This window comes from Pseudochelatococcus lubricantis, from assembly GCF_011762225.1.
GTDB lineage: Bacteria > Pseudomonadota > Alphaproteobacteria > Rhizobiales > Beijerinckiaceae > Pseudochelatococcus > Pseudochelatococcus lubricantis.
Genome location: NZ_JAASQI010000006.1, coordinates 300430 through 314270, shown reverse-complemented (window position 1 = coordinate 314270; position 13841 = coordinate 300430). Strand labels below are relative to the sequence as shown.

At 67.5% G+C, this 13841-nt stretch carries 12 protein-coding genes; 5 read left to right on the top strand and 7 right to left on the bottom strand.

What is annotated here, in order from left to right; all coding sequences use genetic code 11:
• Window positions 1-348: 348 nt before the first annotated feature.
• Window positions 349-2322: a glycerophosphodiester phosphodiesterase family protein gene (locus FHS82_RS14120; protein ID WP_166953902.1), complete on the top strand. Its 1974-nt coding sequence runs from the start codon at window positions 349-351 to the stop codon at window positions 2320-2322.
• A gap of 26 nt (window positions 2323-2348) precedes the next feature.
• On the opposite strand, the gene FHS82_RS14115 is transcribed toward FHS82_RS14120, so the two are convergent.
• Genes FHS82_RS14115 through FHS82_RS14100 form a run of 4 tightly spaced genes read right to left on the bottom strand, consistent with a single transcriptional unit; the run spans window position 2349 to window position 6117 of the window.
• Window positions 2349-3158: a HugZ family pyridoxamine 5'-phosphate oxidase gene (locus FHS82_RS14115; protein ID WP_166953900.1), complete on the bottom strand. Its 810-nt coding sequence runs from the start codon at window positions 3156-3158 to the stop codon at window positions 2349-2351.
• A gap of 26 nt (window positions 3159-3184) precedes the next feature.
• Window positions 3185-4042: a heme ABC transporter ATP-binding protein gene (locus tag FHS82_RS14110; protein ID WP_166953898.1), complete on the bottom strand. Its 858-nt coding sequence runs from the start codon at window positions 4040-4042 to the stop codon at window positions 3185-3187.
• Window positions 4039-5166: a FecCD family ABC transporter permease gene (locus FHS82_RS14105; RefSeq protein ID WP_166953896.1), complete on the bottom strand. Its 1128-nt coding sequence runs from the start codon at window positions 5164-5166 to the stop codon at window positions 4039-4041. Before FHS82_RS14105 ends, FHS82_RS14110 begins: the two co-directional genes overlap by 4 nt.
• A gap of 21 nt (window positions 5167-5187) precedes the next feature.
• Window positions 5188-6117, bottom strand: a complete 930-nt coding sequence (locus tag FHS82_RS14100) for a heme/hemin ABC transporter substrate-binding protein (RefSeq protein WP_166953894.1) — start codon at window positions 6115-6117, stop codon at window positions 5188-5190.
• 322 nt (window positions 6118-6439) lie between these two features.
• Between FHS82_RS14100 and efeU the strand changes: the two genes are divergently transcribed.
• From efeU to efeO (FHS82_RS14080), 4 genes are read left to right on the top strand one after another with little or no spacing between them, the layout of a single operon-like run.
• On the top strand, window positions 6440-7279 hold the full coding sequence (gene efeU, locus FHS82_RS14095) for an iron uptake transporter permease EfeU (protein WP_166953892.1): 840 nt from the start codon (window positions 6440-6442) through the stop codon (window positions 7277-7279).
• Window positions 7280-7296: 17 nt separating this feature from the next.
• Window positions 7297-8493, top strand: a complete 1197-nt coding sequence (efeO, locus tag FHS82_RS14090) for an iron uptake system protein EfeO (RefSeq protein ID WP_166953890.1) — start codon at window positions 7297-7299, stop codon at window positions 8491-8493.
• 11 nt (window positions 8494-8504) lie between these two features.
• On the top strand, window positions 8505-9860 hold the full coding sequence (efeB, locus tag FHS82_RS14085; RefSeq protein ID WP_166953888.1) for an iron uptake transporter deferrochelatase/peroxidase subunit: 1356 nt from the start codon (window positions 8505-8507) through the stop codon (window positions 9858-9860).
• A 26-nt stretch (window positions 9861-9886) separates the two neighbouring features.
• Window positions 9887-10741, top strand: a complete 855-nt coding sequence (gene efeO / locus FHS82_RS14080; protein ID WP_166953886.1) for an iron uptake system protein EfeO — start codon at window positions 9887-9889, stop codon at window positions 10739-10741.
• Between the two features lie 157 nt (window positions 10742-10898).
• Here the strand turns inward: efeO (FHS82_RS14080) and msrA are convergent, their stop codons facing one another.
• The 3 genes from msrA to FHS82_RS14065 form a co-directional block, all read right to left on the bottom strand.
• Window positions 10899-11408: a peptide-methionine (S)-S-oxide reductase MsrA gene (gene msrA, locus FHS82_RS14075; protein WP_166953884.1), complete on the bottom strand. Its 510-nt coding sequence runs from the start codon at window positions 11406-11408 to the stop codon at window positions 10899-10901.
• A 111-nt stretch (window positions 11409-11519) separates the two neighbouring features.
• Entirely contained in the window at window positions 11520-12647 is a 1128-nt protein-coding gene (locus FHS82_RS14070) for an amino acid ABC transporter permease (protein WP_166953882.1), read from the bottom strand.
• A complete protein-coding gene (locus FHS82_RS14065) occupies window positions 12644-13828 on the bottom strand; it encodes an amino acid ABC transporter permease (protein ID WP_343042580.1) in 1185 nt (394 codons plus the stop codon). Before FHS82_RS14065 ends, FHS82_RS14070 begins: the two co-directional genes overlap by 4 nt.
• Window positions 13829-13841: the final 13 nt, after the last annotated feature.

The following is a 13841-nucleotide window of genomic DNA, read 5'->3' as shown; positions in this document are numbered from 1 at the left end:
GATCGTTCATCTGGCTGAGCTCCAAAATGTAGCCTTGAATCACGATCTCCCGAAGTTGGGAATCCCCTTTGTTAATTCCTCACTACGACCTAGAGCGCGTTCCGATCAGAATGCACTCAAAATAAGAAACCTGGAATCTGTCCTGTTTCAACGTAAACAGGACAGATTCTAACGGCTCGAACAGGCCCCTGCGGCGCCGCAAAGGCGACGCCGCGCGGGCCTACGTCATCAGCGGGTCATCCCCCATCACTTATACGAGTGTATCCATCGCAATCTGGCCTGCAATCGGGTTTCCGGCCCATCGGCGCCTTTGATAACTCGTAGCCTGCAACATATCGGGGTGATCCAATGTCTGAACAGTCTAACGATACCGCGAAGATTCCGCTCATCATCGGCCATCGCGGCGCCAGCGCCTATCGCCCGGAACACACGCTTGAGGCCTACAAGCTGGCGATCGAGCAGGGCGCGGAAGTGATCGAGCCCGATATCGTCGTCACCAAGGACGGGCACCTCATCGCCCGCCATGAGAACCTTCTCAACGAAACGACCGACGTGGCGGACCACCCCGAATTCGCGCATCTCTACACGACGAAGAACCTCGACGGCCAGACGGTTTCCGGCTGGTTCGCGGAGGACTTCACGCTCGCCGAGATCAAGACGCTCTATGCGCGCGAGCGCATTCCGGACGCCCGCCCGGGAAGCGCGGAATACAACGACCAGTTCCGCATCCCGACGATCGAGGAAGTAATCGCCCTCGTCAACGAGGTTGAGGCGGAAACCGGCAAGAAGATCGCCATCGCGCCCGAGACGAAGCATCCCACCCACTTCATGTACACCGGCCAGTATGTTGACGGGTCGTTCATCCACGTCGATACGAGCCAGCTGCTCGTCGACAAGCTGGTGGACCTCGACTTCACGGAGCGCGATCGCGTCTACATCCAGTCGTTCGATGTGCTGAACCTGATCCAGCTCAAAAATGAAATCATGCCGGAAGCCGGCGTGGACTTCAAGCTCGTCCAGCTGCTCGGCGGCGCGGCGGATATCTATTTCCACTTCAGCCCGGAATACGCCGCTCTCGGCGCGAACCCCGACCTCTACAAGGACTTCGATTTCCCGCTGACGAAGGAAAGCGCGCTCAACACCGATCTCTACTCGCTCAAGGCCGCGCAAGCGATGGCAGCCCTCTACGCGGACGCGCTCGCGCCGGCGAAGGACGCCCTTCTGCAGACGACGCGCCTGCTCAACCCGGTCGACGCCGATGGCGACGGCAAGGCGGAAGTGACGCGGATCATCAGCAATGTGCTCGATCTCTCGCAGGTCGCCCGCGCGGCCGGGCTGGAACTCATCCTCTGGACGGTGCGGGCCGATGAATCCTTCATGGCGCTCAACCCCGACGGCACCGTGCAGCTCCCGGTCGAGGAGTTCGTGAAGCTGCTCGATTTCGGCCTCGACGGTCTGTTCACCGACTTCCCCGACCTGGGCCGCATCATCGCCGACCAGTACGCGGCGGGAGATGGCGCCATCGCCGCCCCCAACACCTGGGGCGGCCACGACATCCTCGTGCGTGACGCCGCCGGCCTGACGGCGGACAAGGGAACGGACGGCCGCGACCTCGCCGTCTACTACGGCGGCGGTGAGATCGCGCTCGCCGACAATGTCGAGGCGCTGCGCCTCAACGGCACGCAGGACGTGCAGGTCACCGGCAACGCGCTCGACAACGTGCTGCTCGGCAACGCGGGCAATAACCGCTTTATCGAAAGCGCGGGCAACGACCGCATCGACGGCGGCGCGGGCGACGACACGCTCGTTCTCGCCGGCGCGCGGGCGGACTACACCGTCGCGGTCGAAGGCGGGCTCATCCAGATCACCAACGCCGCCACCGGCGCGGTGCAGCGCGTGAGCAACGTGGAGACGCTGACCTACGCCGACCAGAGCGTGGCCCTGCTCACGTCGGGCCAGAGCGACATCCAGGGCCTCTACCACGCCTTTCTCGGCCGTGACGCCGATGCCACCGGCTTCGATTTCTGGCTGGAACAGGGACTGACCGGGCAGGACGTGCGGTCGCTCGCCGGCCAGTTCGCCGCCTCGGACGAGTTCATCCAGCGCAGCACGGGACTGGAGGCGGGCGCCTTCGTCGACGCCCTCTACACGACGGCGCTGGCGCGCGCGGCCGATCAGGCCGGGCGGCAGTACTGGATCGGGCAGCTCGAAGCCGGCACGGCGCGCGCCGACGTCGCCCTTGCGTTCGCGCAGAGCGACGAGGCTCACGGCAAGGTCGCGCTGCTGACGCCGCCGGCCGACCTCTGGCAGGATCTGGCGTAACCCCCGTCCGGAACGGGTAACGGCATTCAGCTTCGGGAAGGGTGCGCGAGAGTTTTTCTCATACAGAAACACTCCAGCGCTTCCCGGAGCTGGCCGGGACTTTCGACGCGGAACGGGAACCACAGGCGCGCCGTCGCCTCCCGGCTGACGACATCGAGCCCGTCGGGATCGATGCCGCTCACCCGCCAACGCCGGGCCGAGGCAGCGGAAACGTCCGCGCCCGCAAGGCCGGCGAGCCGGGCAGCCTCGCCCGGAAGCGTGTCGAGCCGCGCGATTTCCGCTTCCTCGGCGTCGAGCAGCGCCTCGGCGCCGGCCGGATCGATCACGAGGTCCGCCGGGCTCACCTGCGCCGCATTGCGGGCGGGGCCAGCGTTCAGCTTGAGGCTCTCGACGGTCAGGCGGTAGAGGCGGGCATCGGGCAGGCCGAGATAGACCGCCGATTTCGGATGGCGTGCCAGATAGCGGCGGCGCGCGGCTTCATAGGCGTCGCCTGTTATCCGGCTGACGCGCCCGACGAGCGTGAGGCGCGGCAGCACAAGCGCATCGCCGGCCTCCTCGGGCGCGAGGGAGACGGCAGCGCGGTCATCAGTCTCGAAATTACGCGCCTGCAACGAAATCCCGGCGGCGAAGAAACAGGGCGCGCCGTCCGGCAGCACGGTGAGATTCGTCACCAGCGCAAAGGGATAGCCGCTGCCGGGATCGATGGTGGCGACGGACGTCCGGCGCACGGTATGCAGGAGCGTGCGTGCCGTCCGCACGGCGTCGAACGGAAGCGCCGCCGCTTCGTCGATGGGAAGCTCGCGCGGCGTGATCGGTGTTTCCGGGGCGTTGGTCATCGTGGCTCCTCCAATAAGGCTCATCATCAGTCGGCGCGTGACGGTTGTCGATGAGACATGGCGGCCTTTTCCGCCGGCGGCGCGTCCTCGAACGGCAGCACGAAGGGAACCGGCGCAGGAGGGACGGCGCCCACCCGGAACGGCACCTCGAACACCGTGTGCAGCAATGCGTCGGTCAGTACCTCGACCGGAGTTCCCCGGGCCGCGACGCGCCCCCGGTTCAGGACGACGAGCCGGTCGCCGAAGGCCGCCGCCAGATTGAGATCGTGCAGAATCGCCAGTACCGCCACGCCCTCGCGCGAGAGTCGGTGCGCGGCCCGCAGCAGCGCGCTCTGGTGCTTCAGATCGAGGCTCGATACGGGTTCGTCCAGCAGGAGGATGGGCGCGGAGGCCGCGTCGGCGGTCCGCATCCCCGCCCGCAACTGGCCAAGAACGCGCGCGAACTGCACGCGCTGCCGCTCGCCGCCGGACAATGTCTGGTAGAGTCGATCCCGCAGATGAAGCACATCGCCCGCCTCCAGCGCCCCTGTCATGATGTCGGCGCGCGCTGCGCGCGGCAGCTTGCGCCCGACGCCGTCGATGCCGAGCTGCACGACCTCGTGCACGCGAAACGGGAAGGCCACATGCGCACTCTGCGGCAGGACCGCACGCACCAGCGCGAGCCGCCACGGCGGCAGGTCTGCGATATCCGCGCCGCCGTAGAGCACGTGGCCGCGCGTCGGCCGCGCCTCGCCCGCCAGCAGGCGCAGCAGCGTCGACTTGCCGGCGCCATTGGGTCCCGCAACCACGACCATCTCGCCCGCGGCGACCGACAGGTCGACAGCCTCGACCAGGCTCCTGCCGCCGGCCGCGAGATGGACGCCACGGGCTTCCAGCGCGCTCATGCGGACAGATCCCGGCCGCGCGCCAGCAGCAGCCACAGGAAGAAGGGCGCGCCCAGCACCGCCGTCAGGATGCCGATGGGCAGCTCCGCCGGCGCGACGACGGTGCGTGCCAGGCTATCCGCGCCGACGAGCAGCGCCCCGCCCAGCAGCGCGCTCGCCGGCAGCAGGGTGCGATGGTCCGCGCCGTGGAGCAGGCGCAGGAGATGCGGCACCACGAGGCCGACGAAGCCGATCACTCCCGACGTCGCCACCGCCGCACCAACGGCCACGGAGACGAGGAACAGCGTCGCCCGCTTGATGCGCTGCACGGCGAAGCCCAGATGGAACGCCTCTGCCTCGCCCAGCGCCAGCGCGTTGAGGCCGCGTGCAAGAAACGGCACCGCGAGGAACACCGGCAGAATGGCCGGCGCGACCGTGACGACGCGGTCCCACGTCGCGCCGCCGAGACTGCCGAGCGACCAGAACGTCAGGTCCCGCAATTGCCGGTCGTCGCTGATGTAGGACAGCAGGCCCGTGACAGCACCCGTCAGCGCACCGATGGCGACACCGGCGAGAAGCAGCGTTGCGATGCGCGTCTCGCCGTTGCGGGTGGAAAGGGCATAGAGCAGCAACGTCACGAGCAGCCCTCCGCCGAAGGCCGCAAGCGGCAGCAGCGCGAAGGGGGTTCCCCCGCCCTGCAGGGCCGGGGCAGCGCCCGTCCAGGACGACAGCGCGGCGGCGGCAAAAGTGACGATCGGCTGGCCGAGGACGATGACAAGCGCCGCCGCCAGCGCCGCGCCGCTGGAGACGCCCGCGAGGCCCGGATCGGCAAGTGGATTGCGGAACAGGCCCTGCATCAGCGCGCCAGACACCGCGAGCGCCCCGCCCACCATCAGGCCGAGCAGCGTGCGCGGCAGGCGGATGCCGATGACGACGAGCCGGTCGCCGGCGGATATGGCATCCGGCGCGCCCGTCGCCGCGAGCCATAGCACCCGCACCACCCGTTCCGGCGGCAGCGGAACGGCGCCCGTGCCCATCGACACGACCGAGGCAGCGAGCACGAGCAGGACGAGGGCGGCCATCAGCCCCACGCCCCCGTGCCGGGCGAGGAACGACCGTTCATCCCGCGCTGCTGCCGACGCCATGGACATTCCCCGCGCAGGCCGTTATGGAGCGCCGGCGGCAAGGGCGGGCGGTATCGGCACTGCCGGATAGAGCGCGTGCAGCAGATCGGCGGCGGCCTGCGGGGTGCGCGGCCCGAAGCCAAGCAGGAACAGCCCGTCGCGGCTGATGAGGCGCCGCTCCCGCGCGGCCGGCGTGCCGGCGAAGGCGGGACGCGCGAACAGTTCCTCCGGCTCCATCGTATGGGCGGCGCTGCCCATGGTGACGATGGCATCGGGCGCGGCCTCGATGATCGCCTCGTCCGTCATGGGTTTGTAACCGGGAAAACCCTGCGCCGCGTTGTGCGCGCCGGCGAGCCGGATGATGCCGTCCGCCGCCGTGCCCTGCCCCGCGACCAGCGGTCTGCCGCCCTGAAAGCCGAGCACGAACAGCACCTTCTTCGGCTGCCCGATCTGCCTGCCGAGGTCTTCGAGCAGCGAGAAGCGCTGCTCCACCGCCTCCGACAGTGTCGCGGCGTCGGCATCGACGCCTGTCACCTGCCCGATTGCGCGGATCTTCGCCACGACGCCCGCAGGTGTCGGATCGTCGCCGATGTGCGTGATGGGCAAGCCCGATTCCGCCAGCAGCTTCAGCGCCTCCGGCGGCCCGGCGCCGTCGAGCAGCAGCACGCGCGTGGGGCCGAGCGCGAGAATCCCCTCCACCGACAGGGCGCGCATGTAGCCGACATTGGGCTTCTCCTTCAGCGCCTCGGGCGGGAACAGGCTCGTCGTATCGACGGCCACGATCCTGTCAGCAAGCCCGAGATCGTACAGAATCTCGGTAATCGCGCCGCCGACCGATACGATTCTCTCCGGCCCGCCGCCCTGTGCGAAGCTTGTATTTATACCAATGAAAGAGAGGAAAACAAAAAGACAGAAAGCCCTCGCCCCGGCGAAATAACGCACTACGGACAAACGCTGCCGAACGGTCTGCATAACAGCCTCTTGCCTTGCGAAAGGCATCCCGAAACCTGAAAACGGGAACATCATGCGCTCGTATAGTGTCGTACCCGCCGAGTCAATTGACAGATTGGGCCCACCCGCCCGTTGCTGCACGCGCGAGCGGATACGGCATCGCTGGCGCATGACGACTTGCCTGACGCATCAACGGGTTACCCCGCTTATTATACCTATAATAAAGAAAATATTGTTTGATATCAATGATTTATATCGCAATTACCGATTTTCGTATGTACGATTATCGGGTTCGCGGGCGTTCGTCGCCCGCGAACGTTTGAGGGTTATGTGGACATAGACGATGCTGGCTCCGTTCCTGATCATGCTGCGTGAAGGTCTTGAGGCAGCGCTCGTCGTCGGTATCATCGCCGGCTATCTGAAGCAGACCGGGCGTGCCGCGTGGCTGCCGGCCGTGTGGGTCGGCATTCTTCTCGCCCTCGCGCTCACCCTGTTCGCGGGCGCAGCCCTGCAGGCGCTGTCGTCCGGCTTTCCGCAGAAGGCGCAGGAGCTGTTCGAGGCCATCATCGGGCTCGTCGCGGTCGTGGTGCTGACGTCGATGGTGTTCTGGATGCGCAAGGTGGCGCGGTCCATCAGGCACGAGCTTCACGACCATATCGACGCGGCCTTCACCGGCGGCCGCAATGCCACGCTGGCGCTCATCGGCATGGCTTTCTTCGCCGTGGCGCGCGAGGGACTCGAGTCGCTGTTCTTCCTGCTCGCCATCTTCCAGCAGAGCGAGGGCTTGGCCGTGCCGCTCGGCGCGCTCCTCGGCCTCCTCGCGGCCGCGGCGCTTGGCTACGGCATCTATTGGGGCGGCGTGCGGCTCAACCTGCGCCTCTTCTTCCGCTGGACGGGGATATTCATCCTGTTCGTGGCCGCGGGCATCCTCGCCGGTGCCCTGCGCGCGCTGCACGAGGCGGGCGTGTGGAACCGCCTGCAGGCAACCGCCTTCGACGCGAGCCACTGGCTCCCCCTCGACAGCGTCGCCGGCAGCGTACTCGCCGGGCTTTTCGGCTATCACGAAACGCCGGCGGTCGGCGAGGTCATCGCCTACATCGCGTTCCTCGCGCTGACGCTGCCTTGGTTCCTGTGGACGCCGGCGCCCCCCGCGCCGTCCGCCGTCTCCGGATCGCCGGGCTGAACAAGGTCATTTTCATCATGGCATCTCCGCAAGACAACGCCGGCCGCGAGAAGGCCGCCCCACCGTCCTCCCGCCTGGCGCGGCTTGCCGTCGCCGGCGCCGTCGTGCTCGTGATCGCGGGCGGCGCGGTGTTCTATCTTGCCTCCCGCAAGACACCACAGCCCGCGCCGGACGACGCCATCACCGTCACCATCACGGGAAAAACCTGCGATCCCAACGAGTTGACGGTTCCGGCCGGGCGGCGCACCTTCCGCATCGTCAACAACTCCGACCGCACCGTGGAGTGGGAAATTCTCGATGGCGTGATGGTGGTGGAAGAGCGTGAGAACATCGCCCCCGGCTTCTCGTCGACGCTGACGGCAAGGCTCGATACGGGCACGTTCCAGATCACCTGCGGCCTGCTCAGCAATCCGCGCGGCACGCTCACCGTCACCCCTTCGGCAGATGCCGGAAACGCCGCCCGGCCGGCGCTGACGGCTTTCATCGGCCCGCTCGCCGAGTACCGCGTCTACCTGGCGCTGGAATCCGGCGCCCTGACGAGCGCCACGGCGGACCTCGCCGCCGCCGTCCGCGATGGCGACCTTGCGCGCGCCAGGGCGCTCTATGTGCCGGCGCGCGCGCTCTACAGGCACATCGAACCCGCCGCCCAGCGCTTCGTCGATCTCGACGCCGCGATCAGCGCCCGCGCCGACTATCTCGAAAAGCGCGAGGCCGATCCCGCCTTCACGGGCTTCCACCGTCTGGAATACGGGCTGTTCGCCCAGGGAGACCTCGCCGGCCTCACGCCCGTCGCGGAGCGGCTGCTCGCGGACGTCACCACGCTGGAAGAACGGCTCGGCGCCCTGCAACTGCCGCCGGAGCGGATGGCGGACGGCGCGAGGACGCTGCTGACGCGCTGGGCCGGCAGCATCGCAAGCGAGGGCGAGGAACGCTACAGCGGCACGGACATCGACTCGCTCGCCGCGACCCTCGCCGGCGCGGGCAAGGTGATCGGCCTGCTGCAGCCGCTGGTGGCGAAGGCCGATCCGGCGCTCGCCACGGAAACGCAGGCGAAGCTCGATGCGGCGGTTGCCCGCATCGACGGTTTGCGCGGCCCGCAGGGTTACGCGCGCCTCGGCGATGTCGGCCGGGAGGACCGCGCCGCCATCGCCGCGAGCCTGCAGGCGCTGGCGGACGCAACGGGCAAGCTCAACGCCTCCATCGGTCTCGAATGAAGGAACGGCGCATGATCGACGAACCGGACAGCCCCGTGCGCGAGCCGCGCCTGAAGCCGTATTCGCCCGTGCGGCGCGACATCCTGAAGGCGCTTGGCCTCAACGCGCTGGCGCTCGCCGGTATGATGGCAGGCGTCGCGCCCCGTCCCGGCCTTGCCCGCGAGCCCGCCGCCGGCGGCAATGTGGCAACGGCGCCGGTGAGCGACCGCACCGCCGAGAAGCAGCCCTTCCTCGGCGAGCATCAGGCTGGCGTCGTCACGCCCCGGCCGGCCTGCGGCATGGTGGCGTCCTTCGACGTGCTGGCGCAGACCCCGGACGAGCTGGTGCGCCTGTTCCGCACACTGACGGAACGGACGCGCTTCCTGATGGAAGGCGGCACGCCGCCGGTGCGCGACCCGCGTTTCCCGCCCACCGATTCCGGCATCCTGGGGCCGGTGGTCATCCCCGACAATCTCACCGTCACCGTCTCGGTGGGCTCATCGCTGTTCGACGGGCGCTTCGGTCTCGGGCCTTTCAGGCCGAAGTATCTGGAGCGCATGACGGCGTTCCCCAACGACGCGCTCAACGCCGACCTGTGCCACGGCGACCTGTCTATCCAGCTTTGCGCCAACACCGCCGACACAACGATCCACGCGCTGCGGGACATCGTCAAGAACCTGCCCGATCTGCTCTGGCTGCGCTGGAAGCAGGAAGGCGCCGTGCCCGTGCTGCCGGAGGTGCCGGACCGGCCGGCCGAGAGTGCCCGCAACTTCCTGGGCTTCCGCGACGGCTCCGCCAATCCGGACGCCAACGACACGGCGCTGATGAACCGCATCCTGTGGGTGCAACGCGGCGGGGAGGAGCCGGAGTGGATGGCGGGCGGCACCTATCAGGCCGTGCGCATCATCCGCAACTTCGTCGAGCGCTGGGACCGCACGCCGCTGCGGGAGCAGGAGCGCATCTTCGGCCGCGCGCGCGACAGCGGCGCGCCGCTCGACGGCGGTCCCGGGGCAAGCGAATTCGACGTTCCCGACTTCGGCCGCGACCCCGACGGCGTCCACACGCCTCACGATTCCCATATCCGGCTCGCCAATCCGCGCACGCCGGAGAGCGAGACGAACCTGATTCTGCGCCGCCCGTTCAACTATTCGAACGGCGTGACGAAATCGGGCCAGCTCGACATGGGCCTCCTGTTCATCTGCTATCAGGCCAACCTGCTCAACGGTTTCATCACCGTCCAGCGCCGCCTCGACGGCGAACCGCTGGAGGAATACATCAAGCCCGTGGGCGGCGGCTATTTCTTCACCCTTCCCGGCGTGCGCGACGAAAACGACTTTTTCGCCCGCCCGCTGCTCGCGGCGGCGCACCTCGTACCGGCCGCAGGATGATCCACTCGACAACCGGAGTTCCCCTCATGAAGAAAAGTCTGTTGTCATTCGCCGCCGCGACCACGCTGGCGCTCGGTTCCCTCACGCTCGCCGCCCCGTCGGCGCCGGTGCTGGCGCAAGCCGCCGCGGCGGTGTCGCCGCTCGACCTCGTCGCGCCGGTGGCTGAGTACAAGATTTACGTCACGAAGGCGACGCAGCAGTTCGTCAAGGACACGAAGGCGTTCACCGACGCCGTGAAGGCCGGGGACGTGGAGAAGGCCAAGGCCCTGTTCGCACCCACGCGCGTGAGCTACGAGCAGATAGAGCCGATCGCCGAACTGTTCTCGGACCTCGACGCCGCGATCGACTCGCGTGCGGACGACCACGAGAAGGCCGAGGCCGACCCCGGCTTCACGGGCTTCCACCGTATCGAATACGGCCTGTGGGAGAAGAACAGCACCGCCGAGCTCGGCCCCTTTGCCGACAAGCTGCTGGCCGACGTCGAGGAGCTGCACAAGCGCATCGCCGGCCTCACCTTCCCGCCGGAGAAAGTCGTCGGCGGCGCCGCCGTGCTGATGGAGGAAGTCGCCGCCACCAAGATCTCGGGCGAGGAAGACCGCTACAGCCACACCGACCTGTGGGACTTCCAAGGCAATTTCGACGGCTCCCGCAAGATCTTCGATCTGTTCCGGCCGCTGCTGCCCAAGGATGACGGGGAGTTCGTCAAGAAGGTCGAGGGCAACTTCAACCGCGTCGACGTCATCCTCGCCAAGTACAAGGAAGGCAATGGCTTCCAGAGCTACGAGAAGCTGACGGACGCCGACCGCAATGTGCTGGCCGGCGCCGTCAACACGCTGGCGGAAGACCTCTCCACCCTGCGCGGCAAGCTCGGGCTCGACTAGAGTATTTCTGTCAAAGACAGAAACACTCCAGTATTTGCCTATGGCAGAAAAAGCTTCGCTTTTTCAACGCTCTAACGCCGCGCAGGCTCAAGAGTTTTTCAGCTTTCTGATTCAATCAAAATGAGAAAAACTCCAAGGCGCGAACCGCGACGGCCGGTCAGGACCGGTCGGCCGTCGCCGGCAGCCGCCAGCCGGGGCGCACGAAGTGGCAGGTGTAGCCGTTCGGATAGCGCACCAGATAATCCTGATGCTCCGGCTCGGCCTCCCAGAAAGGCCCGGCCGGCGCGACCTCGGTCACGACCTTGCCCGGCCACAGGCCGGATGCATCGATATCGGCAATGGTCTCGCGCGCGATCTGCTCCTGCTCGGGAGACGTATGGAAAATCGCCGAGCGGTAGCTCGTCCCGATGTCGTTGCCCTGCCGGTCGGGCGTGGTCGGATCGTGGAGCTGGAAAAAGAATTCGAGCAGTTCCCGGTAGCTCACCACCGCCGGATCGAAGATGATCTCGATCGCCTCGGCATGGGTACCGTGGTTGCGATACGTCGCGTTCGGCACATCGCCGCCGGAATAGCCGACGCGCGTCGAGACGACGCCCTTGTGGTGGCGGACAAGGTCCTGCACGCCCCAGAAGCAACCGCCTGCGAGCAAAGCACGTTCATGGGTCATCGCGTTCCTCCAGTCACTCGGAAAAAATCCTGCCGCCCTCGGGCGAAAAGATGGTCGGGCGACAGGGCGTTGTAAAGGCCCTGCCGCCGCAATCCGCCGCGTACAGCTGGCTCACCCGCGCTCTTTCGCGGCGCCGAGATAGCGTTCGAGCCACATGCTGTAGCGCGATCCGCCGAAGCAGAAGGCGAAATAGATCGCGGCAACGAACAGATACGCCTCGTCGTAGAACCCGAGCCAGCTCGGGTCGGTGGCCGCCGCACGGGCGGCGTTGAGCAGGTCGACGATGCCGATCACGGCGAGCAGCGAGGTGGCGAGCAGGAAGCCGATGGCGAGGTTCACCATCGCCGGCACGACGGTGCGCAGCGCCTGTGGCAGGATGACGAGCTGCATCCTGCGCCAGTAGCCGAGCCCCAGCGCCATGGCCGCCTCGTCCTGCCCCGGCGGAATCGCCTGCAGGCCGGCGCGCACCACCTCCGCGAGATAGGCCGACCAGAACAGCGTGATCATGACCATCGCGCGGATGGTCTTGTCGATGAGCTGGCCGTCGGGCACCGCCATGGGCAGGATCAGCATCGCCACATAGAGGATGGCGACCATGGGAATGGCGCGCATCAGCTCGATGAAGGCGATGGCCAGCACCTTGACGCTGCGCATGTCGGACCGGCGGGCAAGCGCCAGGCCGATGGCGAGCGGCGTCGCTATCCCGAAGCAGACGGTCCATACCAGCAGCGTGACGGGCAACCCGCCCCACTGGTTGGAGGGTACGGGGGGCGGCGTGAGCGTGCCGGCCATCAGCAGCCAGCAGGCGGCGATGCCCGCAAGCCACGCCAGCAACAGCCCCCGACGCCAGAAACGCGGCAGCGCCGTCGCCGCGAGCAGCGCCAGCAGCAGCACGACCACGAGAAAAGGCCGCCAGTGCAGCGCGGGCGGGTAGAAGGCGAAACTGATGAAGCGGAACTTCGCGGCGACGAACGCCCAGCACGCGCCCGCCGCTGCGGCGCATTCCTCCGACGTGCCGCTCCATGTCGCGTCGATGACGGCCCAGCGCAGGAACGGCGGCACCGTCCAGGCAAGTGCGAGCAGCGTGGCAAGCGTGATCGCCGTGTTGCCCGGGGTGCCGAAAAGCCCCGCCCGCAGGCGTCGCCAGAGCGGCAGGCGGACATTACGCGACCCGGCCTCCGGCTCCGGCGTTTCCGGACCACGGGACAGAGCACCCGGAATGTTGTCGAGCGTCGTCATCGGGGGCCGCTCCCGCGCAACGCGACGCGCCGGTTGTAGACGTTCATGGCGTAGGACACGGACAGGTTGATGGTCACGAACACGCCGATCAGGATGATCAGCGCCTCGAAGGCCTGCCCCGTGGTGTTGGCCGTCGTGTTGATGACGCTGACGAGGTCGGGATACCCGATGGCGACCGCGAGACTCGAATCCTTCGTCAGGTCGAGATAGCTCGACGTGATCAGCGGCGTGATCACCCGCAACGCCTGCGGAATGACGATGAGGCGCATGATCTGCCCGCGATGCATGCCAAGCGACCGCGCGGCCTCCCACTGCCCCTGCCCCACCGACTGGATACCCGCGCGCACGATTTCGGCGATCGCCGCCGAGAACTTCACCGTGAGCCCGACCAGCAGCGCCGTGAACTCGGGCGTGATGGTAACGCCGCCGCGGATGTTGAAGCCGGCGAGGACGGGCACGTCGAAACCGATGCTCACCCCGTTCCCCGCGAGAAGGGCGGCGGCAAGCGCGAGGCAGGCGAGCGCCGCCAGCAACCCGCGCCGCAAGGTCAGCGCGCCCCGGCGGCGGGCGAACCACAGGAAGAGACCGTATCCCGCGAGCGGGAGACCGATCAGCCAGCCCGCGCCGTCCGGCATCCCGTCGAAGATCGGCGCGGGGAAGAACACGCCGCGGTTCGTCAGGAACACGGCGTCGAAAAGCGGCGCCGCCTGTCGCGGCGGTGGAAACGCCTTCGTCAGCGACACCCAGAAGAACAGTTGCAGCAGCAGCGGCGTGTTGCGGACGATCTCGATGTAGCCGCGCACGAGGCCGGCGAGCAGCAGGTTGCCCGACAGGCCGGCGATGCCGATGGTGACGCCGAGTATCGTCGTCAGGATGCAGCCCAGCAACGCCACCTTGACAGTGTTGATGAGGCCGACCAGCATCGCATAGGCATAGGTATTGCCGGCGCTGAAGGGGATGGATGTCTCGCCGATCTCGAAATTCGCGGAATGTCCGAGAAAGCCGAAACCGGGCGCGATCCCGATGCGCTCCATGGTGGTGGCGGTGTTTTGGCCGAGCAGCCAGAACAGGGCAAGGACCGCGCAGACCGTCACGATCTGCGTGACGATGCGCGGCCCCCACCAGGCCCTTATCCGGCCGGCAGGCCCCGGCGCGGCCGGGGTCAGACCTGTTTCAGACACGTGCGGTATTCCG

Coding starts and splice junctions, on each gene's coding strand:
- FHS82_RS14115 (WP_166953900.1), bottom strand. CDS start 3,158: ATGACCAACGCCCCGGAAACACCGATCACGCCGCGCGAGCTTCCCATC.
- efeU (WP_166953892.1), top strand. CDS start 6,440: ATGCTGGCTCCGTTCCTGATCATGCTGCGTGAAGGTCTTGAGGCAGCG.
- msrA (WP_166953884.1), bottom strand. CDS start 11,408: ATGACCCATGAACGTGCTTTGCTCGCAGGCGGTTGCTTCTGGGGCGTG.
- efeB (WP_166953888.1), top strand. CDS start 8,505: ATGATCGACGAACCGGACAGCCCCGTGCGCGAGCCGCGCCTGAAGCCG.
- FHS82_RS14120 (WP_166953902.1), top strand. CDS start 349: ATGTCTGAACAGTCTAACGATACCGCGAAGATTCCGCTCATCATCGGC.
- efeO (WP_166953890.1), top strand. CDS start 7,297: ATGGCATCTCCGCAAGACAACGCCGGCCGCGAGAAGGCCGCCCCACCG.
- FHS82_RS14105 (WP_166953896.1), bottom strand. CDS start 5,166: ATGGCGTCGGCAGCAGCGCGGGATGAACGGTCGTTCCTCGCCCGGCAC.
- FHS82_RS14100 (WP_166953894.1), bottom strand. CDS start 6,117: ATGCAGACCGTTCGGCAGCGTTTGTCCGTAGTGCGTTATTTCGCCGGG.
- efeO (WP_166953886.1), top strand. CDS start 9,887: ATGAAGAAAAGTCTGTTGTCATTCGCCGCCGCGACCACGCTGGCGCTC.
- FHS82_RS14070 (WP_166953882.1), bottom strand. CDS start 12,647: ATGACGACGCTCGACAACATTCCGGGTGCTCTGTCCCGTGGTCCGGAA.
- FHS82_RS14110 (WP_166953898.1), bottom strand. CDS start 4,042: ATGAGCGCGCTGGAAGCCCGTGGCGTCCATCTCGCGGCCGGCGGCAGG.